This is a genomic window from Azospirillum oleiclasticum (genome assembly GCF_013423485.1).
Lineage (GTDB): Bacteria > Pseudomonadota > Alphaproteobacteria > Azospirillales > Azospirillaceae > Azospirillum > Azospirillum oleiclasticum.
Map to the genome: position 1 here is coordinate 77,142 of NZ_JABFFR010000017.1, position 26,630 is coordinate 103,771.

The 26,630-nt window shown below is 65.9% G+C and carries 20 protein-coding genes and 1 pseudogene; 7 read left to right on the forward strand and 14 right to left on the reverse strand.

The genetic code is table 11. From position 1 onward, the window contains the following. Positions 1 to 226: 226 nt before the first annotated feature. The 10 genes from HL658_RS18655 to HL658_RS18700 form a co-directional block, all read right to left on the reverse strand. Entirely contained in the window at positions 227 to 1,993 is a 1,767-nt protein-coding gene (locus HL658_RS18655; RefSeq protein ID WP_180286121.1) for a hypothetical protein, read from the reverse strand. Further along, positions 1,990 to 5,388: a uroporphyrinogen decarboxylase/cobalamine-independent methonine synthase family protein gene (locus HL658_RS18660; protein ID WP_180286122.1), complete on the reverse strand. Its 3,399-nt coding sequence runs from the start codon at positions 5,386 to 5,388 to the stop codon at positions 1,990 to 1,992. The genes HL658_RS18655 and HL658_RS18660 overlap by 4 nt, the downstream gene beginning before the upstream one ends. Positions 5,389 to 5,412: 24 nt before the next feature. Beyond that, on the reverse strand, positions 5,413 to 7,119 hold the full coding sequence (locus HL658_RS18665; RefSeq protein ID WP_180286123.1) for a hypothetical protein: 1,707 nt from the start codon (positions 7,117 to 7,119) through the stop codon (positions 5,413 to 5,415). A gap of 39 nt (positions 7,120 to 7,158) precedes the next feature. Beyond that, positions 7,159 to 7,986 carry a hypothetical protein gene (locus tag HL658_RS18670; RefSeq protein WP_180286124.1) on the reverse strand — a complete coding sequence of 276 codons (828 nt, stop codon included), beginning with the start codon at positions 7,984 to 7,986 and terminating at the stop codon, positions 7,159 to 7,161. A gap of 33 nt (positions 7,987 to 8,019) precedes the next feature. After that, a complete protein-coding gene (locus HL658_RS18675; protein ID WP_180286125.1) occupies positions 8,020 to 9,420 on the reverse strand; it encodes a hypothetical protein in 1,401 nt (466 codons plus the stop codon). Between the two features lie 792 nt (positions 9,421 to 10,212). After that, positions 10,213 to 11,427 carry an NAD(P)/FAD-dependent oxidoreductase gene (locus tag HL658_RS18680; RefSeq protein WP_180286126.1) on the reverse strand — a complete coding sequence of 405 codons (1,215 nt, stop codon included), beginning with the start codon at positions 11,425 to 11,427 and terminating at the stop codon, positions 10,213 to 10,215. A 53-nt stretch (positions 11,428 to 11,480) separates the two neighbouring features. After that, positions 11,481 to 12,413 (reverse strand): CobW family GTP-binding protein, encoded by a 933-nt coding sequence (locus HL658_RS18685; RefSeq protein ID WP_180286127.1) that lies wholly within the window; start codon positions 12,411 to 12,413, stop codon positions 11,481 to 11,483. Then, positions 12,406 to 13,941, reverse strand: a complete 1,536-nt coding sequence (locus HL658_RS18690) for an amidohydrolase family protein (RefSeq protein ID WP_343055207.1) — start codon at positions 13,939 to 13,941, stop codon at positions 12,406 to 12,408. Before HL658_RS18690 ends, HL658_RS18685 begins: the two co-directional genes overlap by 8 nt. A gap of 45 nt (positions 13,942 to 13,986) precedes the next feature. Next, positions 13,987 to 15,396, reverse strand: coding sequence for an ABC transporter substrate-binding protein (locus HL658_RS18695; protein WP_246337701.1), 1,410 nt, complete (start codon positions 15,394 to 15,396; stop codon positions 13,987 to 13,989). A 19-nt stretch (positions 15,397 to 15,415) separates the two neighbouring features. Beyond that, the gene (locus HL658_RS18700; protein WP_180286129.1) at positions 15,416 to 16,369 is read right to left on the reverse strand and encodes a GlxA family transcriptional regulator; all 954 of its coding nucleotides are present in this window, start codon (positions 16,367 to 16,369) and stop codon (positions 15,416 to 15,418) included. A 95-nt stretch (positions 16,370 to 16,464) separates the two neighbouring features. Between HL658_RS18700 and HL658_RS18705 the strand changes: the two genes are divergently transcribed. The 6 genes and pseudogenes from HL658_RS18705 to HL658_RS18730 all read left to right on the forward strand — a co-directional run bounded on the left by HL658_RS18705 (position 16,465) and on the right by HL658_RS18730 (position 20,618). Next, positions 16,465 to 17,154, forward strand: a complete 690-nt coding sequence (locus HL658_RS18705) for a DJ-1/PfpI family protein (protein WP_180286130.1) — start codon at positions 16,465 to 16,467, stop codon at positions 17,152 to 17,154. Positions 17,155 to 17,515: 361 nt separating this feature from the next. After that, positions 17,516 to 18,490 (forward strand): threonine ammonia-lyase, encoded by a 975-nt coding sequence (locus tag HL658_RS18710; RefSeq protein ID WP_180286131.1) that lies wholly within the window; start codon positions 17,516 to 17,518, stop codon positions 18,488 to 18,490. A gap of 145 nt (positions 18,491 to 18,635) precedes the next feature. Next, positions 18,636 to 18,916, forward strand: a pseudogene (locus HL658_RS18715) (IS66 family transposase); the annotation flags it as partial. Positions 18,917 to 18,993: 77 nt separating this feature from the next. Next, positions 18,994 to 19,386: a P-loop NTPase family protein gene (locus HL658_RS18720; RefSeq protein WP_180286133.1), complete on the forward strand. Its 393-nt coding sequence runs from the start codon at positions 18,994 to 18,996 to the stop codon at positions 19,384 to 19,386. 382 nt (positions 19,387 to 19,768) lie between these two features. Then, positions 19,769 to 19,930, forward strand: a complete 162-nt coding sequence (locus tag HL658_RS18725; protein WP_180286134.1) for a VirB3 family type IV secretion system protein — start codon at positions 19,769 to 19,771, stop codon at positions 19,928 to 19,930. A 337-nt stretch (positions 19,931 to 20,267) separates the two neighbouring features. Beyond that, positions 20,268 to 20,618 (forward strand): hypothetical protein, encoded by a 351-nt coding sequence (locus HL658_RS18730; protein WP_180286135.1) that lies wholly within the window; start codon positions 20,268 to 20,270, stop codon positions 20,616 to 20,618. Positions 20,619 to 21,201: 583 nt separating this feature from the next. Here HL658_RS18730 and HL658_RS18735 read toward each other — a convergent pair. From HL658_RS18735 to HL658_RS18745, 3 genes are all read right to left on the reverse strand, one after another. Beyond that, positions 21,202 to 21,807 (reverse strand): hypothetical protein, encoded by a 606-nt coding sequence (locus HL658_RS18735; RefSeq protein ID WP_180286136.1) that lies wholly within the window; start codon positions 21,805 to 21,807, stop codon positions 21,202 to 21,204. After that, positions 21,800 to 22,429 (reverse strand): nucleotide-binding protein, encoded by a 630-nt coding sequence (locus HL658_RS18740; protein ID WP_180286137.1) that lies wholly within the window; start codon positions 22,427 to 22,429, stop codon positions 21,800 to 21,802. Before HL658_RS18740 ends, HL658_RS18735 begins: the two co-directional genes overlap by 8 nt. Before the next feature lie 90 nt (positions 22,430 to 22,519). Next, positions 22,520 to 23,437, reverse strand: a complete 918-nt coding sequence (locus HL658_RS18745) for a replication protein RepA (RefSeq protein WP_180286138.1) — start codon at positions 23,435 to 23,437, stop codon at positions 22,520 to 22,522. A 68-nt stretch (positions 23,438 to 23,505) separates the two neighbouring features. Here HL658_RS18745 and HL658_RS18750 point away from each other — a divergent pair, with 68 nt between their 5' ends. Continuing rightward, positions 23,506 to 24,267 (forward strand): IS5 family transposase, encoded by a 762-nt coding sequence (locus tag HL658_RS18750; protein ID WP_425485352.1) that lies wholly within the window; start codon positions 23,506 to 23,508, stop codon positions 24,265 to 24,267. Between the two features lie 291 nt (positions 24,268 to 24,558). Here the strand turns inward: HL658_RS18750 and HL658_RS18755 are convergent, their stop codons facing one another. Then, complete coding sequence (locus tag HL658_RS18755) at positions 24,559 to 26,538, reverse strand: TRAP transporter permease (RefSeq protein WP_180286139.1); 1,980 nt, start codon at positions 26,536 to 26,538, stop codon at positions 24,559 to 24,561. Positions 26,539 to 26,630 lie beyond the last annotated feature (92 nt).

Consider the following 26,630-nt stretch of genomic DNA (forward strand, 5'->3'; position numbering starts at 1 on the left):
TAATACCGGCAAGCCAATGAATTGACTTGCCGTATTGCGTTCAAGCGCCACGCTGGCTTTCACGCGCCCATATGGGCGCGCCGCCGCGGTCGCGGCGGCCGGCGAGCGCTTGAAAAGGTCAGTTCAAGCGCTCGCCGGTATAATTCCGCTGAATACAGTTGCCAGGAAACCCGGGGCGGTTCAGTTCAATCCTGCGACGGCCCAGTTCATCGTCCTGACCTCGGGTCTACCCCTGCGGGGGGATAATCAGAACGCCCGGCTCGAGGACATGTACAGCCTGACCGTTCACATCGACACACGCCGGTTCGAGCAAAGAGAATTCCCCACCTTCTCTCCGATTGAAAATTCCATCAAACAACACCGCCATCATAATGCCATCCGACCTCAAATAATGCACTCTTGCTTTCCACATCGAAGGCGATGGTATAAGATATTTGCCGTTTTGATCGAAATCAATCAACCAAAAATAAGTCTCTGTTTGTGGCCCTTGCATTGTATATAGTTGCGGTGCGACTGTGAAGCTGCTTTGCCTTGCTTCGCTGTTGATTAGCTCAACAACCTCTGGCTTCCATTTCCTCCGAAAGGATTCGGCATCGCCGACACCGGAGATAACTCTCTGGAAGTCGGTGAGGAAGCCGGTGGGGGGACCCGCGTAAGCCGATCGGGCACGCTGCCATGCCGGCTCCAGCAGTGCAGCCGGCGGTGGTGGCGGATCTCGCCGCAGCATCTCGGTAATAATCTGTTCGGTGTTGTCCTTGATGAGATTGGGAAGGTCGTTGCGAGTAAACGAGGTGATCTTCTGCAGTTCCAAGCTGACCGCCGCCACAACCTCGACAAGGCTGTTCATGCGATCGGTGAGTGCTTCCTGCGGTTTGTGCCGGAGCTTCGCGCGCGCCGAAGACCATTTCAACCACCAGAGCCTGATGGACAGATACAGTACGGCGAGGGCACACAGGGCACTTGCCAGCACCCCGGAAACCGCGACCGCCGGCACATGGCGGGGATCGACACGCGCATTGACGAATGCCTCGATGGACTGCCAAAGGTCACCCGGCGTATACAACCCATCGCCGATCATGGCGATGTCGATCCGGTTCTGCCGATCGCTTCCTCCCGACCATACAACCGCGACCTCGTCGCTATTGAGCAGATCCGCCAATGTGTCCGGGTTGAACGCTTTCAAGCGATGCCTAAGCGAACAAGTCGCGTCACTGAACCGCCGGCCGTATTCCGCAAACAAGGACGCATGCGTGGCGGGCGAGGTCACGAACCAGCGTCCGGAGTTCCGGTCGTACCTGATCGTTCCTCCATTTTTCTGGAATTCATTCAGAACCTCTATGAACGTAGTTGTGAATTCCTGACAGCCCGCAGGCTGCAACGTGCTTATGGAGATGACCACAGGGCCGCTCGTGACTGGAGGTCCGCTCTCCTGCCCCTTGGCGGCAGCCTCTCCCGGGTTCGGCGGTGAATCGGCTGCCACGTTTGCGTTGCTAAGGGACGATGTTGGTGACTGCGACCCCCCGGCCCCGGACGGCTGTTGCGCTGTTGCCCCGGCCGATATGTCGTCGAACACGAGTTCGAAACGCGATAGATTGTCCGCGATGGGGATCTTCTTGCTCTTGATGGTCCGGCTATTCAAGAAATCCCGTATGGACTCTGCATTCAGCGCCGAAAGCCCGTCGATGCGACAAGGTGCCGCCGCCACGCTAGCCTGCAGGTCTTCGATCCGGCTCAGTTGCGCGGGCAGCGTGACGGTCCATGGTCTCTGACCGGTCCCCCGCTCAATCCTGCCGCCGTCGGCCACGACCTGTTTCAACACCGCTCCGATCGCGTCGGCAGCCGCCTGGCACTGGGCGCTGGCTGCCTTCACCTCGAAGAGCGGTTCCGTCACCTTTTCAGCGGCGGCGGCGCCCGCGAGACCCGTCGTCAGCACCAGCGCGCCGATCCACACCCGTGATGGCAGCGCCGTCCCCAGCCAACAGAGCATGTTCACGGCAGTTCGTGCCACCGTTGGATGGCCGTCCGGACGGCAAGCAAGAAGACGGGTTGCAAAGGTGCCTCGATCGTCTCCGCATGGCCTCCCGCTCTCTTCAGCGCCAGTTTCGCCCGTTCGATTTCAATGTCGAACTCGGTTTCGACAGTCGTTTCGAACTGAACCCTCCTTGCAATGGTTGCCGGCTCGCTGAAGAGGCTCGAAAAGGAATCGGCGAAGGTCTGGAACCGGGTCAGATCCACGCGGCGGCGCATGGACGCGACGAGGTCACCGGTGACGGGCGCATCGGCGGGGTGGCCGATGTGCACACCATTCGGCCCGTTCGTCTCGAACCGCTCGCCCATCGGCAGAAACGTCGATGCCGACGGCACCTCGCCGTGACCGATCATCAGCAAACCGCGCGCGACCTCGTTCTTGGGAGAGGAGCTGAACACGGGGGTGATCGAGCGGATGCAGCCGTCGGGCCACAGATATCGGCGGGCGTCTGCCTCGACGACCGAATCCCCCAGGAATGACCCGATAAGCTGACCGCCGCGCCCGCCATAGAACAGGTTGACTCCCATCTCGAGTTCCTCCACCAGGCCCAAGCGTGCAATGACCAGGTGCAGGTAGTCGAGGAAGGCGGCGTGCGCGAACCGGATCACGTTCTTCAACCGCGCCAGCCCGCCCTGCGTCACTGTGGCGGGTTGGATCCGATCGAGGGCGGTACGGATGCTGTCCTGCCGCAATTGCATCTCCACGATGCCGCGCGCGCGCCTGTCGACATCAATCGAGGCCGGGTGACCGCGTGTCCTCTGGATCACGGTGTTCAGTTCGCCGGAAGCCCCGTTGACGAGATCGTCGATCCGTTCGGGGTTGCGACCGAAGTAATCGTTGAAGATCGAATGGCCCGCCACCATCAGCGATCCGGTCCACAGCATCGCGCCGTTGTTCCAAATGGCGATGTCCGTGCTGTAGCCGCCGATGTCGAACACGATGGACAGGCGTTTGCCGGATTCCCCCGATGTCCGGACCAGGAACTCCGTCGTTGCCCGGTTTTCCAGGTGTGCCGTAACGTTGGTGCGGGGCGCGAGCGACGATTCGACATAGCCCACCACCCGGCGAAGGTTGATCAGAAGGGCGTCGACCTCGCTGCGGAACAGGCTGGCCGGGTGGGCCGCCAGCCATTGGATGTTGTCCAGCCTTCCGCCGGATCCGACCACCTCGGCCGCTGCTTCCAGCAGGATCGTGCGCAGATAGTGATTGGTGGCTTCGTCGAACGAGACCGAAGACCCGATGCTGCGGCCGTACTTCAAGCCGAACTGCAACCACTCCGTCCTCAGGCTGCCCGTGACGAATCCTCGCCAGAGGGTGGTTTCCTCATGCCTGTTGATGGGAACCGCGCGCTCGAAGACATGAAGCCGGTCATCCAGTTCGCCGGCGTCAACACGTGAGGGATCGACCAGCATGGACGGATTAGGCCAGTCAAGCTCATGGTAGGGAAGCCGCCCGAGGTCGAACGCCACACCTGTCGGCCGCAGCGACCGTTTCAGGATGCTGCGTCGCCAACGCATCGGCTGCGGGTTCTTCGCATCGACACGGCCGGGCTTTTCGACGACCACGGTCGTGCCGCTTGCCCCGAAATCGATCGCAACTTTCCAGGATCCGGCGACCGTAGCGGGTGTTTCCCAGGACAGGGCGATGATGCCGCGTCGACCGTTCCCCGCGTCGAAGGATAGGGCCTCCGGTGCCCCGGCCGCCAAGCGCAACCTCCGGCTGGAATTTCCAACCTTGGGAACAGTCAGAGTCTTGCAGTAGGAGGTATCGCCATCAAGATTACCCGACAGCGCCTTCACCAGGTTGTCAGAACCGTCGGGCTGAATCGAGGAGACGATCTCCCGCGGCGCCACCACTCCCACGAGGCGGGCGTAGTTGCCAACCGATCCATTCTGATCGAGATAATCGGTCGCATCGATGTAATGATGCCGCCACCCTTCCGCTTTGAAGTTCGGCCAGATTTCCAGGCTCGCCGGAAGGTGGACGTCAATGAGCGTGTTGTTGTTCCGCGAATACTCACGCCGGATATGCGCGGTCACCGGGCTGTTGTTCCGCGTCTGAAGCGGAAGGGCAAGCGAGACCGCGTATCCGTCGCGCGTCTTTTCGAGCGTGAGATTATCATGGATCTCGTTGGTGGTGAGGAAGGCGAGCAAACGCGGGTCCACCGGCAGGATGAAACGGCGCCAGTCTTCACGATGCGTGTCGATCTCCGTTGCAAGCTCACCGTGATGGACCTGCATCAGCGTGGGGGCGAGCAAGGTGTCCGCGTCGATCATGACAAGGCCGTCGCGCGCCGCGTGGCGGGCGATCTCCTCGAAGAACTCCTGATTCGGCAAGGCCATGCCGTCCAGCTTGTAGTCGCCCCACACGGACAGTTCCCGGCCGCGCAACGACTTGGCAATGGCCGAACCGTAGAGCACCGCTCCGGCCACCTTGCCGTCGGCCAGTTCGCGCCGCACCATCAGCCGGGTGTCGCTGCCCGAGCGCATGTTGCGGCGCGGAACCTTGAACAGCGGCGCCAGATTGTGCCAGGGCGGCGGGCTTCCGACCAACGTATCGGAGGTCTCGAATTCCTCAGAGCTTTCGGCCGCGAGATCGCGGCAGAATTCGGCGAGGCGGCCCAGCGTCATCGTCACCAGGGGCTGGCGGCGGCTGTTGGCGGCCACCTGCCACCTGCTCACCGCCTCGTGAAGCCGTTTGACGTAACTGTGCAGCGCCTGCCGCTCCCGGATATCCAGATGCGCAACCGGATCGGTCAACGGGTAGCCGCCGTCGGCAACCCACGAGATCCTGAACTCCTCCCGCGGCAGCGAATAGGTGCGTGACGGAACCAACAGGGTGGACGGCTGGATCAGGGCGATCGCCTGCGCCTCCTCGATCTTGCGCCCCAGCAGGAGGACCGACGTGTGCCGCCAACCGTCCAGCGCTTCGCGCTCGTGCCGCGGCAGGAAGGCATCGACGACCTTGGCCAGATTCGGAAGATCGGGGTCGGCCTCCGATCCTCCGATGAACGGATTGGTGATGAGGTCATCGAGATCCACCTCGACACGGTGGAGAGGAAGTTTGTGCCAGTCGGCCAAGCCGATGAGCGCCAAAAGGCCGCGCCACTCCGCCTTTGCCACGGATGTGAGCGGGTGGCGGGAATCGGCCCAGGCCGCGTGGAAGGCGACCAACTGCCCCCAGACATCGGGAAGCGCCCGCACCTGCGAGAGATTGATTCCCTCCGGCGTGTGTATCGTCAGCCCGGCGGCAAGCCGCAACAGGAAGTCGCGCTCGGCGATCGGCTCCCACACGCCGGACACCGTGGCGGCGACACGGCCACGGTCACTGACCGGGGGAAAGAACGGGGTTGCGGCCATGGCGTTGTTCTCCAGGATCGACCGTCAGGCTGATTGCCACCAGGGCGGCAGCTTCGGGGCATCCGCAGCGGGTATCGTGGCGCAGGCCCGCCACAGCGCATCGACGAACGCGGTCAGGCCGGGAGACGCGCGCGGCCTGCTTCGCTCCAGGGCGTCGTAGATATAGAGAAGGTCGAGAGCGCCGCCCTTGCCTTCGTCGCCGACCAGCTCCGTGAACGCCTCGGCCAGACCCGGCACGTCCTCGTCCTTGACGGCGGCCGGCTCCCTGTCCCTGGTGGCAGCAGAGCGGGGATGGTCGCCCATCAGTGCGACGTCGTTGATCGCGGCGGTCCCCGCAGCCGTCCGGGTCCGCACGCGGGGATCCACGGAAAAGCGGCTGACGTCGAAAAGCCCCAGCGCCGTCTCGCCACCCGTGGACATCTTCTTGTAGCTGTAGAAGATGTCCGCGATCCACCGCAGCAGCAGCGTGCAGTACCGGTTGAGCTCCTTCGCGGTGTCGATGTCGTCGCCCTTCAGACCGCGTCGGCCGATCAGCTTCGCGTACCAGTCGAAGCCACCGTAGGTCCTGGCTGACCGGTCGCCATGGATGCACGGGAAATAAGCGTAGCGGTAAGCGAAGGCGAAGCGGAGAAGTTGTGCCATGCCAATTCGCACCTCGTGTGCGTTGGCGACGGACCACACGCGCGGCAGATCTTCCCACCCGATCTGGCTGTCGCGGTGACTGGCACGGAATATCTTGCCCGACGGAATTGATTCCGCGGCAAAGAAATGGCAGCCAGCCAGAGCCGCCAGCATTTCCGGCAACAAAGCCGGGTTCCGCTGATCACGGGAACCCGTGCTGAAGTAATCGACGGATGTCAGCGGTTGTTGACCGACAAGATACAGGTGGTCGAAGATATCGGACCCGCCGTCACCGTCGATCTGGCTGTGATAGTATTCCAGCGCCATGCGGCTCGACCATGGGATTTGGGCCGACGTCACAGCGATTTCCTCGGCCGCGGCGGTGCCGGACGGAGGATCCGGAAATTCAAAATAGGGTAACAGCAGGGCGGTTCCGATGTTGAAGGAGCCATTCCGCGCCGCCGCCCGTCGGCCGCCCCGGCCCGGGGCGCTCCTCAGATTCCGGAGCGTCCGCGCCACCGTCGGAAGGCCAGAAGCCCCCATGCCGCCAAAGACCGACCCTGCCAGGAAGACACGCTGCTGATGCCCCGCGTCATTGGCGATCCGGTCCAGGTAATCGAGCAGAGGGTGGGACGCCCCGAGCGACGAGAGCACCACCGCTCCGACCGCCGGGCGCCCGCGGAAACCACGGTCCAACTGCAGGCCGATCTCCTCATGCTGATTGAGAAGGGCGCTGACGAGATGTTTGATTTCCGGCCTCAGCCTGGGGTACTGGAAGTGCTCGCCCATCGTCGTGACCGTCGCTCCGAGCGGGAGCCAGACGCGTGGCGTCTCCGGCGCCGTTCCGTTCTGGGGATTGGCGATCTCGCTGCCGAACAGGGTCATCCGCTCCGGCGATGGCGGCAAATTCTTGCCCAGCCTCTGGTACAGGCTTCGATAGGTGCTGATCAGTTCGGACGCTTCCGAAACGTTGCCGTTGCTCGCATCCTGATCAAGAAGGCTGACGGTGACCGAGGGGGGTGCCAGGCCGGCCGCGCAACAATGGACGAAGGCCGCCACGGACTTGGCCCCGCTGCCGCCGACGCCGATGAGATGGAAGTTCGTTGCCATTCGGAAGCATCCTATGTCTGACGTGGGCGCTCGGATGGATCAGCGGCTGGTCGCTTCGTCACTGCGGCCGGAGACGATGCCGGCGATGATCTGCGCGGCCTCCAGGCCTTTCAGTGCGTCGAGCTTCAACCAGTTGATGAGGAGATCGACCGCCAACGCCGATGCGCGGTGTAGCCAGCCGAAGGGCCCCGAGCGGCTGACCGCCGGCGCGCTGACGCGCGGCGTCAACACCGGCCTGATCGCCAGACAGGTCGCGTAATAGCTCACCACGAAGACGACCAGCAGAAGGAGCGCGGCCAAACCGACGACTTTCGGCAGGAAGAAGCCCAGAATTCTTATGATCGCGGACAAGCCGAGAAACAGTTCGGTGACGAACGAGCCGAACGGCCCGAGCACGCCGGTGATGCTGGCGACGAGGGCGGGAAAGACAAGGCTGTTTGCGATCCGTCCGGACGCCAGCAAAGTCTGCGCAATGGGATAAAGGCTGAGAACGACGAGCACTATCGTAAGGATGAGCGCCAGGATCATGATGACGAGGCTGGCTCTTCTCAGCCTGACCGCGGCCGAAGGAAAACCGCTTTTATAGATCTTCCGCCGGTACCACACATAGATATGAAAAAAAACACCTGCGGCCATTGCCGCCCACATGACGTTGCGCATCACATCGTTGAGATAGTAAACGACGAGCTGGAGAATGATCGGCAGCTCGTTGTTCGACGAGAGGGACGCATTGGCGATCTGAATGACGACCGCGGCGTTGCTCGAGAGGAAGGACGTCAGATCGTAGAACGTCAGAAAGCTTGTGATGACAAGTGGGAGCACAAGGAACACGGCGCCGTAGAAGCCTCTCTTGAGAATGGCGATCATCGGTCGAACCCCTTCCACGCGGCGGACGGTCGGTCACTGGATCATGATGGAAAGCAGGGCGGACTTGTTTTCGGACTGCGAACCGGACGGGTTCGCACCATAGGCCGCCTGCCACAAGTCCTGGTAAAGCGCCGCAAGGTCGAACGTCGGGAAGACACCACCACCGCCACGCCGAGCGATCTGGTCGCGCAGGGTATCGATCCCGGTGGCGTCGACACTCCATGTCTTCAGGAAGTCGACCTCGGACGTCGGTATCCGGACACCCCCCGGCCGCCATCCGAGTCGCCAGAGATAGACCGTGTTGGAGGCGAGTTGGAACGGCACGCCGGAGTCGAAGAGCGTCTGGCGGATTGGCTGCTCAGACGCCGAAACACCGACGGGTCGCGCGTCCGGCTTCAGCACAGCGTCGGTGTTCTGCACCCATCCGTCCTGGCATCGGCCGCCACCCAGGGTGTACGCCCACACCTGATGGTCGGGCTGAAGATCGTAATCGATCGGCACGGGTGAATTCCGCCGTCCGACCGGCCATGCGATGCTGATCTTGCGGCTCGCCTCCTCACCGCGGTTCGATCGGCCGACGATGAATTGGCCGAGCATGGAATCGGCCTCCACCATCCCGCCGCCGGTTCGAAGCACGCCCCGCGGCAACGGGGTTTCGACCTCTGGCCGCCCCAGACGGGTCTCGGCAATGGCGCTGCGGTCGAACAGCACCGCATGCCACTGGTCCGGGTTGTTCGCGCGGAAAGTGCGGAAGGCGGTGTCCTCGTCCACGGCCTTCAGCGCCGCGGCAACCTGCGCCGACGTTCCAACCACCAAAATGTGCAACGGCACCTTTCCGGCAAACTCCTTGATCGGCGCTCCGGGTATGTCGGAAACAGACCCGTTGTATCCCACGGCGGCGGTGAGCAGCGCCACCGCCTTGCCTTGTCGGATCAGGCCGGACAAGGGGCCGGACACGTCGTTGAAATCGCCGGCTTGGCCTGCGTTGTAGGACATGAGATCGGAGACGATGACGACCAGTTCGCCACTGTCCACCCGTGCCTCGACGTCCGGGAAAAGCCCGCTGAAGTCGGTTCTTTGGTTGCCGGCGTAAAGCGACAGGCACTGGAGGCGGCCCTGCCTTCTGTTGGATGCGAAGCATTCCGTGTCGGTGATGTTGCGGATCTGCGCATCGGTCAGGTCGTATCTTGGCCGCAACCTGCCATCGTTGCCCTGCCGCCCCTTGTCGCTGAAGCCCGCCTTGACGACCGAATCCGATATCTGAGTCAGGATGGGCGGCAGGCGCCGCAACAGTGCACCATACTGGAACGACCGGGCATGGTTGGCCGGAACCTGCGACCCCGTGGTTCGCGACACGTCGAGAAAATTCACCATGCTGAGTGAAAGGTCGAAATAGACCGTGGTTCGCGCCGCACGTTCCGACATCGCGTTCATCCGAGGCTTGTCGGCCTCGGGGAGCTGAATTCCTCTGGGCAGGCACTGGACCGGGGCGGACTGGGAGGGCCCGCATCCCCACAAAGCTAAGGAAAGGACGCTTGCAAGGATTGGCTTTGCATACATTCTGCACCTTCCCCAGTCATCATTCCATGGAAAATTCGAACCCGAAACAAGTCTAAAATGATCCACAGCAAAAATTCGTAGCGGAATGCCAGAAGGGTGTAAAGAGAAAAATCACCGTTGGATTCAACGGATGAATACAGATGTATTATTCGGTGGCCATGTCCATCCTACTGGCTGAAATGCACTCCCTTTTGACTGAACAGGGTGCACGATCCAATGCGAGAAGCGCCAAGCATGGGTCGTGTCCCGGCCGGTGGTGTAGGAACTCTGTCGACAACTGGCCCGGCTGGCCACGGCAAGGGCCATCGGCATCGAAGTGGAGCGGGCGCGGCGCATTCACCATGCCCGCTGTGCCGTCATCGCCGGCGACGCGGGCATCATGAACGCACAGCACCTGGTTGCGGCTGGCGCCCGAGCGCCGCCTGGCCATCCTCACGGCCTTCGTCATCGAGCCGAAGGCCAAGCTGAACGACGACGCCGTGGCAATGTTCGACGGGCTGATGGGCGAGGTGTTCCGCCGGGCCGAACGCACGCGCGCGGAACGGGTGACCGAACGGGTGACCGAACGGGCGAAGGAACAGCTGGACGCCCTCACCAAGGAGGGGGCTTGCCCCTCCCCGCCACCGGACGCCGCGATCATTCGTCAGCGGTCCGGTTGCGGCTCCGTCACGCGATGCCCGCATCGAGCCCGCCGACCGCGCCGGCGTCGCCGTCGATCGCCCGCGCCAGCCTTGCGGCCGTCGCCGGCCCCAGCGTGAAGCCCTGATGCCCGTGGCCGAAGTGGAGCCAGAGACCCCGGTGACGCTTCGCCTGGCACACCAGCGGCAGCAGCCCCGGCAGACACGGCCGCGTTCCCGACCAGGGGGAGCTCTCGACGGGATCGCCCAGATCGACAAGGGTCCGCGCCGCAACCTCGCCCCGCGCCAGCTGGCGCGGGTTGCTCCGCGGCGCGGCCGCGGACAGCTCCGCCGCCGTGGCGACGCGCAGCCCGGTGAGCATCGGCGACAGGACCACCGAATGGTCCGCCAGGAGCATGGGTCGGCTCAGGCCGTGGTTGCCGTCGTAGTGCCGGTGGTACCCGCGCTTGCGCACCATCGGCACATGGTAGCCGAGGGTCTTCAGCAGGTCCGGCGACCAGGGGCCGAGGGCGACGACGGCGTGTTCCACGCTTTCGCCGGCCACCCGCCAGCCCAGCCCGGACGGACCGAGCGTCGCGGCGTCGCCCGCAACGATGCGGCCGCCGCGTTCTTCGAACAGCGCCGCGTAGGCGCGGACAAGGTCGCCCGGGGCGCGGCAGGTCCAGGGCGTGGTCCAGTGGATGGCGCCCGCCATGGCGGTCCGAAGCCCGGGCTCCGCGCGGGACAATGCGGCCCCGTCGACCACGGTGAAGTCGGTGCCGTGGAGCCGCTTGCGCCGTTCGGCCTCCAGAACCGCCGCGGCGAGCGGGGCATCCGTTCCATGGACCTCCCAGTAGCCGTCCTTCCGGATCAGGTGGTCGGCACCGGCCGCCGCGATCAACGCCGCGTGGTGCGGAATGGCCTCGGACACGAGCTGCCGCCAGACGGGGATGACCCTCCGTAGGGCGTCGGGCAGCGACGATCGCCAGTAGGCGTGGAGCGCCGGCATCTGACCCGGCAGCGACGCCCAGTCCAGGTCGACGGCGTTCTTCCAGCCGAACGCCATGCGGAGCAGCGTCAGCGGGCTGGTCGGCAGCGCGTAGGGCTCGACCGCCTCGGCCTGGATGATCCCGGCGTTGCCGTGGCTGGTCTCCGATCCCGGAGGAGAGCGATCGACGATCACACAGTCATGACCGTGGTCCTGCAACGCGAGGGCCGTGGACACCCCGACCATGCCCGCACCAAGAACGGCAATCTGCGCCATGGGCATTCCCAACATGTTGTGGCGGCGGAAGCCTCCGCTCCCCGACGGCCGGATCAGGCATCGTTCATCGACTCCAGCGCCGCCGACGCACGGGCCGCGTCGAACACCTCCGCCCTGCCGATGAGCACGAGGTGGGTGCCGGCGACCGGGCTTGCCACCGGCGACAGGCTGGCACGCCGTCCGACGAGCTGGAACAGGAAACCCTGCCCGGGACGGTCCCTGATGGAGAGGAAGCCCTTCGCCCGCGCGAGCTGCGGCGCCAGGGACTGGACCGTCGCTTGGAAACGCGGAAGGCACAGGGGCGTGGAGGACGACCAGACAAGCCGCAGGAACCGGCCATCCGCGATGGGCGCACCGTCATCATGGGTGTGCGCCTCCGGATGCCGGACGTCGCGGTCCAGAAGCAGATCCGTCGGAACGCTGCCCTGATCGTCCGCGACGAGGACGAGGGTCTTGTGCATCGACGTCAGGATCGCCCGGATGGCCGCAAGGCCATCGGGACCGACGGCCGCGGTCTTCGCCAGGACGACGATGTCGGCGGCGCGGACCTGCGCGGTCCACAGCGCGTCGGCCGGATCATGGTCCTCGGCATCGACGACCGTCACCACGGCGTCGAGCCGCACCACCCCGCACAGGACCGGATCGAAGAGCGCCTCGATGATGCCGCCGGGATCGGAGACGCCGCTCGCCTCGATCACGATCGCGTCCGGAGCCGCCCGCACCGAAAGGATGGCGCGGAGCGTGCGCAGCAGGTCGCCCTGGAGGGAACAGCAGATGCACCCGTTCCTCAATCCGTAGACAGGTTGGCCGGTGGCCGAGAGGATGGCCTCGTCGATGTTGATGGTGCCGAAATCGTTGACCACGGCCGCCAGCGAGAGACCATGATCCGCGCGCAGGATGGCGTTGATCACCGTGGTCTTGCCCGCACCCAGCGCGCCGGTGACGAGCAGGACCGGCACCGGCGACGCATTCGGTTCCTCAGCCATCGCCCAATGCTCCGCGCCGCAGCGGCCGGCCCGGCCTCGCATCCGGGTCGAGCCGGCCGTCCAGGATAACCGGCGTTCCCCCGACCAGCACCGCCCGCATCCCGACGGCAGGGGCGGTCATGTCCGAAAAGCTCGCCCGGCCGGCGACCGTCACGGGGTCGAAGACGATCACGTCGGCGTCGCACCCTTCCTGAAGGCGTGCCTTGCGCGACATCCGGGGCAGGCAGGCCTCGATCACCCGGCACGGCAGGATCGTGCCTTTGGCGACCGCCTCCATCAGCCCGATCTTTCCGAACGAGCGGTGATAGTCGCCGAGAAACTTGGTGAAGGTCGCCGCCGACCGGGGGTGGGAGGACAGCCGCTCCGGCAGCGGCCATTCCTCGCCGCGGTGGATGGAGCCATCCGGCTCCACCCACGGCATGGCGTCGGATGCGATCACGCCTCCGGGATAGAGGACGGAGAGATCGAGCAGGTCCCGGTGGCCCTCGTTCCGGTCGGGGTCGAGGAAGTGCCAGGCGACCAGCGCGGCGGGATCGGCCTCCCGGACCGAAAGCAGCTCGTCGCGATTCCTCATATGATGCCGGTTGTGGATCAGTTCGATGCTGTCGTAGCCGGAACCGGTCCGGTCCGTGAAATCGGGCGCGGCGAAGAAGCCGGCGGCGATCACCGTGGACCCCGTGCCGTAGGGGTAGGCCTCCACCGTGATCGGCAATCCCCGCGCCTGCGCGTTCATCAGCAGCGCACGGCAGCGCTCGATGTCGTGAAGGGATGTGGAGTTGAGGTGGCAGACGTGCATGTGGGCGCCGGTCGCGGCTGCGTAGCCGATCAGCCGGATGTAGGCCTCCTCCGAGCTCTGCGGGTCCGTGTTCGACATGAAGGGGATGTGCGTGAAGGTCGGCGAGCCGGTCCTCGCGGCGATGCCGCAGAGCTCGGTCATCTCCTTCACGCCGGCACCCGGGGCGTAGCCGTGCGGGATGCCGATCCCGATGCCCCCCTCCCGCAGCCCCCCTTCGACGATGGAGCGGATCTCCGCCAATTGCCGGGGCTTGGCGATGTCGGTCGACCAGCCACCCCGGTTGTCCGCGCCCTCGCCCATCATCTCCATGGGATGCCTGCGCGGATCCGGGGCGATGCCGGCCATCACCTGCTTGCGGGCGAAGATCCAACTCGCCGACGCGCCGTAGTTCAGGACGCGCCCCTGCTCCTCCTGCCGCCGATACCAGCCATCGACCGGCAGGACGCCGACCTCGAGCTCGAGGCTGGTCGTCACACCGTCGAATGCCTGCATCCAGTCGGCCGCAACGGATTGGCCGTGCGCGTGGATGTCGACGAAACCGGGGCAGACCACGAGCCCGGCCGCATCGATCTCCTGACCTCCTCCGACGTCGGGGATGGAGCCGATGCGCGTGATCGTGCCGGCGGTGATACCGACATCCACGACCTCGTCCCGCCCGGTTTCCGGGTCGAGCACCCGACCTCCTGTGATGACACGATCGAACCGGCGTTCCGACAAGGCTTCAGACTCCACAAGGGAAGGCGATGACCGCCCGCGAGCACCGGGCGGCTCGACGACCTACTTTCCGGCGGCGGTGACGAGCGGGCAGTCGCTTTCGCTCAGCGGACGATAGGCATCCTTGGCGGAGATCGTCTCGACGACCTTGTAGTAGGCCCAGGGCTTCTCCAGCTCCGTCGGCTCCTTCACCTGGACGAGGTAGAAGTCGTGGACGAGCTTGTTGTCCGCCCTCAGCGTCGCCCCGGGCGCGAAGAAATCGTCGACGGGGGTGGCGCGCATCCGGTCGAGCACACGGGCGGTGTCGTCGGACCCGATGGCGGCGACCGCCTTGAGATAGTGGAAGACCGCCGAATAGACCGCCGCCTGGGGGGCGGTCGGCATGACGCCCCGCGCGTCGAAGAAGCGCTTTGCGAAGGCCCGGGTGGCGTCGTTCAGATCCCAGTACCAGGCCGTGACGGTCGTCAACCCCTTGGCGGTCTCCATGCCCATGCCGTGGACGTCCGTCAGGAACATGAGCTCCGCCACCGCCTTCTGCGGCCCGGCGCCCATGCCGAACTCGTTCCACTGCTTCATGGCCGTGACAAGCTGTTCGCCGGCGTTGGCGAAGGCGACGACCTTGGCCCCCGAGCTTTGCGCCTGCAGGAGGAAGGAGCCATAATCGGCGTTCCCAAGCGGGTGGAAGACCGTCCCCACCGACTTGCCGCCGACCTCGGCAAGCACGCGCTCGGACTCCGCCACCATGTTGCGTCCGAACGCGTAGTCGGCGGCGATGAAGAACCACGTCTTGAGCCCTTGCCCGACCAGCTTGCGGATCGACCCGGCCACGAGGTTGTAGTTGTCGTGCAGCCACGCCAGCCCGTTCGGGGAGCATTGCTTGCCTGTGATTTCCGTCGTGCCGACGGCGGAATAGACGACGATCTTGTTCATCTGGCGGGCGATCGACTGGATCCCGAGTGCGACCGCCGAGTTCCCGACGTCGGCCACCATGTCCACGCCGTCGGCCTCGTACCACCGGCGCACGATCTGCGTGCCGATGTCCGCCTTGTTCTGGTGATCGGCGGAGAGAATCTCCACCTTGAGGGAGGCCAGCTTCTGGAAGTCTTCGACCGCGAGCCGCGCGGCCACGACGGAACCCAGCCCCGCCAGGTCGGAGAGTGGCCCGGACTGGTCGTTGATCACGCCGATCCTGACCACCCCGCCGGAGATGTCCGCCGCCGAAGGGCCCGTGGACAGCGCCAGCAAGGACAGAGCACCGGCGGTCGCCGTGAGCACCCCGCGAAAAAGGCCCCGCCGGGACCGTGCAACGCGATCCTGCATCATGTCGCTTTTCTCCTGATGAACCTTGTCGCGGCTTCTTTGCGCAGCGCCATCCGGCAGCACGATCACAGGGGATTGCCGAATTTTGACGGTGTTCCGCTGAATCAGGCTATCGCCGCGCGGACATGCGCAGCAATGGCGGATTTCCAACATTTTCTGCCATGGCCGACCGTCAGCCGCCGTCTTGCATGGCCCTGCGGGCGGCGCGACGCAGCGACTGCGGGGGTTGGCCGAACGCCCGGACGAAGGCGCGGCGCATCCGTTCCGGATCCCGGAAGCCGGTCGCTTCGGCCACACGCTCGATCAATTCGCTGGAAGACTGCACCCGTTCGCGGGCGACTTCCAACCGCAGCCGTTCGATGGCCTTGGACGGGGTCGAGCCGGTCTCCGCGGTGAAGACCCGCGCGAAATGGCGCGGGCTGAGACCGGCGCGGTCGGCGAGGCAGTCGACCGTGAGGGGCTTGTCGAGATGCTCCCGCACCCAGGCGAGCAGCGGGCCGAAGCGCCCATTCGGCGTCTTCAGCTCCAGCAGGGAGGAGAACTGCGACTGGCCGCCGCTGCGGCGATGGTAAAGCACGAGCTGGCGCGACACGTCCTGTGCGACCGCGTCGCCATGGTCCTCGGCGACGATGGCAAGCGAGAGATCGATCCCCGCGGTGATTCCGGCCGACGTCCAGACATTGCCCTCGCGCAGGAAGATGCTGTCGGGATCCAGTTTGACCTTCGGGAAGCGCGACACGAAGTCCTGGGTGCGGCACCAGTGAGTGGTCGCCCTGCGGCCATCCAGCAGGCCCGCCGCGGCCAGGATGTACGCACCGGAACACACGCTGGCGACGCGCACGCCGCGCCGGGCGAGCCGGCGCACGAACCCCACCGTCCTCCGGCAATCCACGGCGGCCTCGACGCCGAACCCGCCCGAGACGATCAGGGTGGTGATCGAGTCTCCCGAACGCAGGCCGGACGCCATCACCTCCACACCGGACGAGCTCCGCACAAGGCCGCCCTGCGTCGCGATCATCCTGACCCTGGGTGCGGTCGGGACGAAGCGCTGCGTGATCTCGAAGACCGAGGCCGGTCCCGACGCGTCCAGCAACTGGAAGTCCGGGAAGACGAGGATTCCGATCATCACCCATGTCCGGAAATGAGGGAACTACGGCATTTCGGAGGAAAGCCCATCATGGCACGGTGTGGGCGTCAAGGTCGATACCCCGAGGCTCCAAGATGCCAAATCAAGTGCAGATCGGCTTGCTCGTCTTCCCGCGCATCACGCAGCTGGACATGACCGGACCGCTCCAGGTGTTCTCGAGCATGCCCGACACCCAGGTCCACCTCGTCTGGAAGAACCTCGAGCCGGTGTCCAGCGACACCGTCCTCACCATCACGCCGACGACGAGCTTCGCCGACTGTCCGCAGCTCGACGTCATCTGCGTCCCGGGCGGCTACGGGACGGACGACCTGCTGTGCGACGACGAGGTGCTGGACTTCCTGCGCCGCCAAGCGGAGGCGGCGAGCTACGTCACGTCGGTCTGCACCGGATCGATCGTGCTTGCTGCGGCCGGACTGCTGAAGGGCTATCGGGCGGCCACCCATTGGAGCGCGGTCGAGGCGCTTCCCATCCTCGGCGCGACCATCTCCGGCGAGCGGGTCTGCATCGACCGGAACCGCATCACCGGGGGCGGCGTCACCGCTGGCATCGACCTCGGCCTGACGGTGGTCTCGCGGCTGGTGAACCGTCAGGCGGCGGAGGCGATCCAGTTGCGGTTGGAATACAACCCGGCGCCGCCCTTCAACGCAGGTTCCCCGCAGACGGCACCCGCCGAGGTTGTCGCCCTCCTGCAGGAACGGACGAAGGCGGCTCGCCAGGCGCGGCTCGAGGTCGTCCGGCGGGCGGCGGCCCGGATGCCCGCGTAGGACGGGGGGCCGTCGCGCCCGTTCCTTTCCCTTGACGCGGACCCACGATTGAAGGAACCATGGGGCATGCAGACCCGCCGCACGAATCGCCTGCGAATTACCAGCCCGGCGCTCTGAGGAGCGCCGGACGCGGATTCGCTTAATTCGATGCGGTTGGGAGCGCGGCATGCCGCCGTGGTACGGGTCCACCGGAACCCTTGATCCGGTCTTCGACACCACATCCCGTCGCCTTGGGACGACCGTGGGCATGGACGGGCGGCTGCCCGGCCCGGCGCGAATTATCGGCCCGGTCCGCTGACGCGGGCCGGGCTCTCTTCGCTCCCCCTTCACGCCCTCCGCTCGCACCCGAGGAGTCCCAGCGATGCCGTTCGCGCACGCCGACCTTCCACACCCCCGCACCGCGTCCACCACCACCCGCGTCGTCGAAGACCGTCTTCCCCACTGGCTCAAGCCGTCCGCCATCGACGACGCGGCGGAACGCCTGCGCGGGCACATCCTGCGCACGCCGATGCTGGCCGCCCACGAGCTTGGCCGCGACGTCTGGCTGAAGGCGGAGACCTTCCAGGCCACCGGCGCCTTCAAGGAACGCGGCGCGTTGAACCGGCTGCTGCGCCTCACCGGCGTCGAGCGCGCGCGCGGCGTGATCGCCATGTCCGCCGGCAACCACGCTGCCGGCTTGGCGCTGCACGCCCGCCGGCTGGGTGTGCGGGCGACCATCGTCATGCCCACCACCGCCCCGCTCTGCAAACGGGAGCGGACGGAGACGCTCGGCGCCGAGGTGATCCTCTCCGGCGCCAGCGTGGCGGAGGCCAGGGCGCACGCCCTGGAGCTGGCGGCCGAACGCCGCCTGACCTTCGTCCATCCCTATGACGATCCCGACGTCATCGCCGGCCAGGGCACGGTCGGGCTGGAGATCCTGGCGGACCGGCCTGACGTCGCAACGGTCGTCGTCCCGGTTGGCGGCGGGGGCCTGGTGGCCGGCGTGGCGGCCGCCGTGAAGGCGGCGAAGCCGTCGGTCACCGTGGTCGGAGTGCGGCTGGCGAATCGGCGCGGCGGGACGCTCGCCGATGGCATCGCCGTGGACGCGCTCGGCAAGCTGGCGCAGACCGTCGTCGCCGATCTGGTCGACACCGTCGTGGAGGTCTCGGAGGCGGAGGTGGCCTTCGCCATGCGGACGCTGCATCGCGCTTGCGGGGTCGTGACCGAAGGGGCTGGTGCCGCGGCGGTCGCAGCCCTGCTCGCCGGAACGGTGGTCGCGCCGGGGTGCACCGTCGCCGTCCTGTCCGGCCGCAACGTTGACCCCGAGACGCTGACGCGCACGCTCGCCGCCGGCTGACCACCCCGCCCCGGCCGACCACCGGGATCAGCGAGGGAACGACGACGAAGACGACGAGCAGCTTGGCGGGTTCCGTCGGTTTGGGGTTGGCGGTCTCGTCATGACGGTCGCCGGGCAGCTCGGTGAAGTGCCGGCGGCTTGATGGTCGCACGTGCGCTGGAAGCTGTTCAACGAGCACGCCTCGACCGGCTCGCCGCTGGCCGCCGACGCGCTGAAACGGATGGGGGTGCTGTTCGACATCGAACGCGTACTGACACCGGCTGCCCGCTCGATGAGCGCCGCAGCGTTTGCCAGGCGAAGGCCTGGCCGATCCAGGACGAGCTCGCTGCGTTCCTCGACGCTAGGCTGGCGCGTATCCCCGGCAAGGGCGAGCTGGCCAAAGCCATCCGCTATGCGTGCTCCCACCGGGCGGCGCTGACGCGCCATGCCTGACGTCGCCCGCCTGAAGTTCACCCTCGACGGGGTGCGTCCGCGTGTCGTGTGGACTCTGGAGGTCCCGCTCAATGAGCGCCGCGGCCTCGCCGCTCGGCTGCGGCGTGCTGGCCGGGGATAACGTCATCGAAGTGATGCTCAACCCCAACGGCCGGCTGTGGGTCGAGTGCCTCGGCCAGCCCATGCGCGTGGTCGGCGCCATGGAAGCCGCGCAGGCGGAGAACCCCCTGATGGCTACGGTCGCCGCCCCACTCTGCACAACCGTGGGCCGCGACAACCCGATCATGGAGAGCGAGCTTCCGCTCAACGGCTCGCGCTTTCAGGCCCTGCTGCCGCCGGTGGTCGGCGCCCCCACCTTCGCCATCCGCCTTCGCCATCCGCCTTCGCGCATTTCGACCTCGACGACTACGTCGACGCCGGCATCCTGCACCCCTCCTGGCGCGTCGCGCTCACCGAGGCCATAGCGGCCCGGCCTGGGCAAACCTGCTTAGGCCGTGTCCCCTCTGGAGTGACCATGCCCGTCATCGCCGCCCTGCCCGCCCGCGCGGCGTGCCGGCCCCTCCCCGGCTTGTCCATCCTGTTCGTCGCACTCCCCACCCCTCCCCCACCGCGCGCTCGCCGCCATCGGCGGCGGCGGGTTGCCCCGGAACACACCCCTGCAGACTTTCGCAACCTCCGTCTCCGGCCCGGTCGCCGCTGGCGGAATGTTGATCCGGGGCGGCGAGATCAACGCTTTCATCCGCCGCTTTGTCATGCTGATCCTGGTCGTCGCGCTCCCGGCGTTCGCGGGCAACCTCCTTCCACCCTGTTCGGCGTCGGCGCCGTAATCACGGCCGGAGCCCTGCCGTGACGGAGTTACGCCACACCCCGATCCCCCGCGCGCTGCACAGCCCCGACCTGCTGCTGAGCGGCGAAGGCACGCGGGTGATGGTCACCGCGCTTGCCGCTTGCGGGCTGGGGCTCACCAACCAGGACTTGGTGGCCGTGGGCGTGGCGCTGGCGGTGTGACTGGTGGCCATGGCCTTCCTGCGCGGTATGCCCAAGACCGATCCGCAGCTGACCCGCGTCTAGCTGCGCCAGCTCCCTTCCGCCCCGCCTACCCGGTGCTCTCGCGCCCCCGGTGGCGAACCTGACAATGGGCGCGCTGAGGCTCTTCCACGACCCCGGCCCCGGTGTCACCGACCTGCTCGACTGGGCAGCGCTCGGCAAGAGCGGGCTGCTGCTGGCCGGCTAGCCTACCGCGCCCCCCTCGCCTCGGACTGGGTCACCTGGATCGACGCGATGCGCCTTCCGGCCGCCGGTTCCGGAAGCACTGCCGTCCGAGTCGGCACCGCCGTATTCGGCCGTGCTGGCCGTCGTGGCCGCGACCGCGGCGCTGACGGCCGAGACCATGGTGCCGGCGGGGAGGGGAGGGGGCGGGCGCGCGGGCGCGGCCGGCCTCAAGGCGCTGTCCGGCGGCTCGGGCGGCTACGGCGGTCTGACCGATCGCGTGTACAACCACATCGGCCGAGTGATCGGCAGCGCCTACGACAACCAGCGGATCGCGGCGGGGGTGCTGGGCCAGCAACTGGGCCGGCTCGGCTCCGAGTACGCTCGCCGCGGCCTCGACGTCGCGCCGACGTTGGAGATCCGGCCCGGCTACCGGTTCACGGTGATGGTGACCAACGACATCGTGCGGCCGCCCTGGAAGGGTTGACGTGCAGCGCCTCCAGCGAAGGCAAGTGTTGCCCCCAGCCTGACCCGCGTGCCCGCAATCCGGATCGTTCCCTGAGGGACCGACACTGCGCTGGCACGGCGCCCGGCAGGCTGCCGCCGTCCGGGGTCCCGGCGTCGGCCCGGTGAGGGAGCTCGGCAGCACGGACGAGGAGAGCCGGAGGAACCCGGCACGGCAAGTTCGGGCCCCGCAGGCTCCGGGTCACGAGTGGTATTGGCTATCGTGGGCGTGTGCCGTGTCCACTCTGGCTTGCTCTGATCGATGGCGTTGCTCAACGTGCTCGGAGTCCCGGCCGGTTTGCGGCGGTGATGGTCCGAGTCCCGCATGGTGCGGGTGTTCACGCCGGGGTGTTGACCGGATCCGGGGACCGCACCGGGTCCGATCGAACTGACGGCGGATGTCGCTTTCAGAGGCGGCGGCCGTCATCGCCAAATCGGCGGACCCTCAAATTATCGGCGCCGCCTGGCCTGGATCGTCAAAAGGTCATCGGTGCGTTGCTCTGTCCGCTGGTCGCAGCGATGATCGAAGGGCGACGTTGGTGACGCTGACTGAGCTCCCAGGGGAATCAGTCATCGAGCCTGGACAATTCCTGCTCCACTTCGTCCAGCCGCCGCAACAGCCGGGCCTTTTCCGCTTCGAGCGCGACGCGCCGGTTGTTGTTCGATGGAGATGATGCTCCTGTCGGCGATGTACGGAGCCGTCGTTTGAAGGCGATTACTTCCTCGCGCCTCATATCCGGCCGAATCACACCCTCTGCGATTGCACGTTGACGCTCTTGATCGGAAAGCGTTGCTACTTGGTAGACGACCGAGTAACCGGCGGCTTCGATGCCGCGCGGAAGCAAACCGCCGTTCACGGCGCGGTAAGCGGTCATGATCTGGCTGCGCACAGCTTTTCCGAATCGCAGTCGGCTCACAAGCGCAGCGAATTGTTCCGGCGGAAGCTTGCGTTGTGCCTCGTCCAAGTGCCGGCCGATGGCTATGAAGCCGCGTTGTGCGTCCTCCCACAGCTGATCGATGGCTGCGACGTAGTCGTCGATCGTAGTGGGTTCCGGCGGCAAGATCTCGACTGCGGCTGGTGTCCGGCTGGACGGCAGCTGTTCAGCCAATGGAGCAATGGAGCGTTTGATTTCATCCGGGTTGAACAGTTTCAGCGGGGGACGCTTAGCCATGCTCCACCTCCAGGAGCGACGAGATTTCCGTCACGATGGCCACGAAATCGTCGCGGGCCTCCGAGGCGGCAAGTGGCGCGCCCGTCCATGAGGCTTGCTGGTAGGCCGTCCGGGCTGGGACATCGGCTGCGAGGACTGCCACGCCCATGACCTGGAGTTGTTCGCGTGTGTGTGCTGTCACTTGCGCCCGTCGATTGACCTGCGTCAGCACCGCGGCGTGACGAATCCGGCGGCGCACCATCTTGCCAGCCGATACGATGAGTTCCTGGGTGCGCACCGCTTCGACGACATCCTTGCGGTCTGTCTTGCAGGGGATCAGCACGAGGTCGGATGAGCTGATGGCGTACAGCATTCCGCGCTGGAGAGCGCCGGCAACATCGATCAGCACATGCTCGGTTCGCTCGGCCGCGGCACTTGCAGCGTCGATTACCGCTTCTTCCTCAACGAATGTGCATGGGATGTCGGCCTGGGGATCGGAAAACCAATCGTACAGGTTCCGATTCGGGTCGGTATCGATGCATTCTACACTTTTCCCCTGGCGGCGCAGCATGTCGGCAAGGCCGGCGGTCAGGGTAGTTTTGCCCGAGCCTCCCTTGGTCGTGGCAATCGCGATGATGGGCACTGCGGGACGCTCCAGGTTTGACCGGTCAAACAAGCTTCAGGGTGGAGGATGGCCGCACCCGGAGTCAACGTCCACCGGCTTGGCATTTCCCTACGCTGACTTTCCGATCATGCGCTCGGGGACAGGAGGCGGCGACGGATGAAGGACCAAGCCACTTCGATCGTCAGTTTCAGTGACCCGCGCATCTTCGTAGGCGGATAGTGCGTAACGCAGTGCCGTTCGGAATTCAGGCTTGAAGGCGCGCAGTCGTGACCGATACACGTCATCGGCTTCCTCCTTCAAGCGACCAGTGCCAAACTGGTCGTAGATTGCGGGCCAGCTGACAGGCGTTGGCCTGTCGAGCACATGCAGGCGGTAGGCAAGCCAGATGTAGATGTCGATGGCCATGCTTTTGCCGGCGATGGCCTTGATGGCAGGCTCCCAGACCGGGACGGGATGTTCCTTGAGCAGTCGGAAAAAGGTTTCGGAAAGTTGGACGCGCTCGTCCCAAAGAACGCCCTGTCCGTCATCGCGGCGCAGATCGATGGCGTGACGGACAATAGTGTCGTTCGTATGGCTGCTTACCGATTTTCCACGGATCGATCCGCCATAGTCGAATGTGAGTTTGCAGCGGCTCAGTCGTTCCGCTTGGTCGCGAACCTCTTTGTAGGTGCTGCCGTCGGTGCTGATCCCCATGCGGTCCAGCCAGTCGTTCATTGAGCGACCAAGCTCGACGACCGGGGAGTTGTTTCTCAGCGCTACGGCCTGGAGGTACAGCAGAATCAGCCGGGCTTTCGCGCCGTAGGGAACTCCCAATAGGATGTAGTCGTCGGCGGTTCTCGGAGATTTTACTCGGGGCCGGCGACCGGGTTCGATCAGCAGGCTCATGTCGCCATTCGAGCGCACCCAGGCACGATCGTCTGGCAGGCGGCGGTGGGGCAGGCTGGTCAGGCAAAAGCCCGAATAGGTGATCCCGGTGTCATTGGATTCTTCGCTGATGAGCGTGCTTGCGATCTGGAAGAAGGGCACGTCATCGGCGCTGGTGAGCCGTCGAGTGAACTGATGGTGTGGATGCCCCCACCCCTCGGCATCGCCGAATGCCGGAATGCAGGCTGACCGTCTGGTTCAGCGACGAAGCCGTGGAGCGCTGGCGTGCCGAGACCCGATCCACACCGGGCGGGCAACGGACCTACTCCGACCTTGCGATCCTCACGGCGTTGATGCTGCGCGCGGTGTACCGCTTGGCCCTGCGGCAAACCGAGGGCCTGCTCGCCTCCCTTGCCCAGTTGCTCGGCCTCGATCTGGCGGTGCCGGATCATTCCACGCTCAGCCGCCGGGCCAAGACCGTCACCGTCCCGGCCGCGCCGGCGACAGCCAACGAACCGGTGTGTCTACTGGTCGACAGCACCGGCGTGAAGCTGTGTGGCCCCGGTGACTGGCTGGTCGCGAAGCACGGCACGCGCCGGCGCCGCGCGTGGCGGAAGCTGCACATCGGCCTGGACACCGCCACCGGGCGCATCCTCGCCGCGACACTGACCGACCATGACGTGGATGACGTCTCGCAAGTCGGTCCACTGCTGGACCAGATCGCCGAGCCACTCGATGCCGTCGTCGCCGACGGTGCTTACGACCAGAGCGGCGTCTACGAAGCCGTGACCAAGCGGCACCCAGGGGCGGGCGTGGTCGTGCCGCCGCGCTCTACCGCGGTACCGCGAGCGATACCGCGCAGAGCGCACCGACACAGCGGGATCGGCATCCGCAGGCCATCGCCGCAGGTGGACGCAGCGCGTGGCAGGCAACATCCGGCTACAACCTGCGCTCGCTCGTGGAAGCTTACTTCAGCCGCTACAAACACGTGATCGGGGAGGGTCTCCGCTTCCACAGCGACGACCGGCAGCAGACCGAGATTAGCGTCGCTGTCCTGGTCCTGAACCGCATGTTCGACCTTGGACGTCCGGAGTCCGTCCGCATCCGATGATCAGATGCACCGATCTGCCGGCATCAGCTCTCGCCGCCTCACTGCAACAGCGTCGTCTGCAATCACAAACCTGGGCGCTACTTGGGCTTCAGTTGAACCGGCACTTCAGCCTGGATTCAGGTGGTAACCGGATCATCCGGCTGCCAGCATCGCCGGGAGACCCGGCCCCCCGTCAGGTTTCCGCGACCCTGTCACTCGCCGGGTGCTGCTGCCGCCACGAGAACAGCGCCGGCGGGATGGCCAGCAGCATCCCGACCAGCGAAAGCTCGATCTGGCTGAGGCCGAACGGCCCGTCGAACGGTGCCGCGACCACGAGGCCGGCAAGCGCCAGCAACAGCCTCATCAGCATCGCTAGCACGCCGGTTCCAAGCGGGCCGACGAAAGCGAGATACCCCTGGATCGCAGCCGCAAGGAACCAGACCCCGACCGCCGCACAGACCACCGATACCGCGACCTCGGACGCGGCTCCCTGCCCGATCAAGGCGGGATTCACGACGAAGAAGAAGGGAACCACGTAGATCACCGCGCCCAGCCGGGTCGCCTCCCACCCGGCGGCGATGGCGTTCGCGCCGGCCAGGGACGCCGCGGCGAACGCGCCCAGCGCGACGGGTGGCGTGATGAAGCTGATCATGCCCCAGTAGAGGATGAACAGATGCACGGCCAGCGGATTCAACCCCGACTGCTCGAGCGCGGGGGCCAGCACGATGGCGAGGAAGATGTAACAGGCCGTGACGGTCATCCCCATCCCGAAGATGAAGGAGGTGACCGCACCCATGATGAGCAGCATCGGCACCGAGTTGCCGGCTGCATGCACCAGCTCGGTCGCCAGCGGTCCGGTCAGGCCGGTCGCCTGGAAGGCGCCAACGATCATGCCGATCCCCAGCAGGATCGCCACGAGCTCCGCCAGCGTCCGTCCGACCGACACCACCATCTCAAGGAAGGACGAGAAGGTGAAGCCGGTGCGCGTGCTCGCCTGGTTCAGGATCAGCAACAGCACGACGGCGTAGAAGGGTGCGGTCGTCTCCCACCGGAACGCCACCATGAGGAACAGCAGCAGCGCGAAGACGAAGAGGTAAGGCCAGCCTTCGCGGTGGGTGGCGAGCAGGCCGGGAAGCTGGTCCTTCGCAATGCCCTTGAGCCCGCGCCGGGCGGCATAGGCGTCGATCTGGACGAACAGCCCGAAGTAGTAGAGGGCCGACGGGATCACCGCCGCGACCATCACGTCGACATAGGGGATGCCCAGCCACGACGCCATCACGAAGGCGGTCGCTCCCATGATCGGCGGCATCAGCACGCCACCGGTGGAGGCGCACGCCTCGGTGGCCGCGGCGTAGCGGGCGGAAAAGCCGCTTTTCTTCATCGCCGGGATCGTGACCACACCAGTGGTGAGCACGTTGGAGATCACCGAGCCCGACATCGAGCCCATGAAGCCGGAGGCGAAGATCGCCACCTTGGCCGCCCCGCCCCGGTGGTGCCCCACCAGCGCCATGGCGAGGTCGTTGAAAAAGCGGCCGCCCCCGGTGTGCTGCAGAACCGCTCCGAACAGGATGAAGCCGATGACGAGATTCCCGAAGGCCTGCATCGGGATACCGAAACACGCCTCGGAGGAGATCATGAAGAAGGGCACCACATCGCCGAACGGCTGGGCGAAGCCGTTCAGCGGGTCGGGCACACGGTCGGCGATGGTCGGGTAGAGCGAGAAGACCAGCACGATCACGAAGAGGACGTTGCCTCCGGCCCGCCGCATGCCCTCCAGCACCAGCGCGTAGAAGGCGATCGAGCACCACACCGCGACATCGGGCGGCGCATACTCCCAGCCGCTTTCCAGGCTCTCGTCCGCGGTCAGCACGAAGAATCCCGCGACGGAAAGCGTAGCCAGGGCCAGCAACCAGTCGTACCACGGAATCCGCGCGGAAATCCCCCCGCGGAACCGGAAGCACAGGAACGTCAGGGCCAGGAAGATCCCGGCCAACAGGCGGAGATACATCCCCTCCAGCATGGCGTAGCCGCCGATCCGCAGATTGAAGAGCTGATCGACCGCCACGGCGATGGCGAACAGAGTCCCGGCAGCGATCGCCCAGCGGGCGGGGCCGGTGAAGGTCGTGTCCTCGGCCATGCGTTCCGCTTCGATGGCCTTGTTGCCCCGGTCCATGAACCACTCCCCGCTGTTCATCCCGCTCGACCCGGAAGGAAGGCGCCGGGCTACGCCGTAACGTGACGGAACGCCGTCCGATGTGGATCCTC

Excerpts from the sequence above, each read along its gene's own strand:
- HL658_RS18660 (WP_180286122.1), bottom strand. The coding sequence starts at position 5,388 with ATGGCCGCAACCCCGTTCTTTCCCCCGGTCAGTGACCGTGGCCGTGTC.
- HL658_RS18665 (WP_180286123.1), bottom strand. The coding sequence starts at position 7,119 with ATGGCAACGAACTTCCATCTCATCGGCGTCGGCGGCAGCGGGGCCAAG.
- HL658_RS18670 (WP_180286124.1), bottom strand. The coding sequence starts at position 7,986 with ATGATCGCCATTCTCAAGAGAGGCTTCTACGGCGCCGTGTTCCTTGTG.
- HL658_RS18675 (WP_180286125.1), bottom strand. The coding sequence starts at position 9,420 with ATGAACGCGATGTCGGAACGTGCGGCGCGAACCACGGTCTATTTCGAC.
- HL658_RS18680 (WP_180286126.1), bottom strand. The coding sequence starts at position 11,427 with ATGGCGCAGATTGCCGTTCTTGGTGCGGGCATGGTCGGGGTGTCCACG.
- HL658_RS18685 (WP_180286127.1), bottom strand. The coding sequence starts at position 12,413 with ATGGCTGAGGAACCGAATGCGTCGCCGGTGCCGGTCCTGCTCGTCACC.
- HL658_RS18695 (WP_246337701.1), bottom strand. The coding sequence starts at position 15,396 with ATGTTGGAAATCCGCCATTGCTGCGCATGTCCGCGCGGCGATAGCCTG.
- HL658_RS18700 (WP_180286129.1), bottom strand. The coding sequence starts at position 16,369 with ATGATCGGAATCCTCGTCTTCCCGGACTTCCAGTTGCTGGACGCGTCG.
- HL658_RS18705 (WP_180286130.1), top strand. The coding sequence starts at position 16,465 with ATGCCAAATCAAGTGCAGATCGGCTTGCTCGTCTTCCCGCGCATCACG.
- HL658_RS18710 (WP_180286131.1), top strand. The coding sequence starts at position 17,516 with ATGCCGTTCGCGCACGCCGACCTTCCACACCCCCGCACCGCGTCCACC.
- HL658_RS18720 (WP_180286133.1), top strand. The coding sequence starts at position 18,994 with ATGAGCGCCGCGGCCTCGCCGCTCGGCTGCGGCGTGCTGGCCGGGGAT.
- HL658_RS18735 (WP_180286136.1), bottom strand. The coding sequence starts at position 21,807 with ATGGCTAAGCGTCCCCCGCTGAAACTGTTCAACCCGGATGAAATCAAA.
- HL658_RS18750 (WP_425485352.1), top strand. The coding sequence starts at position 23,506 with ATGCCGGAATGCAGGCTGACCGTCTGGTTCAGCGACGAAGCCGTGGAG.
- HL658_RS18755 (WP_180286139.1), bottom strand. The coding sequence starts at position 26,538 with ATGGACCGGGGCAACAAGGCCATCGAAGCGGAACGCATGGCCGAGGAC.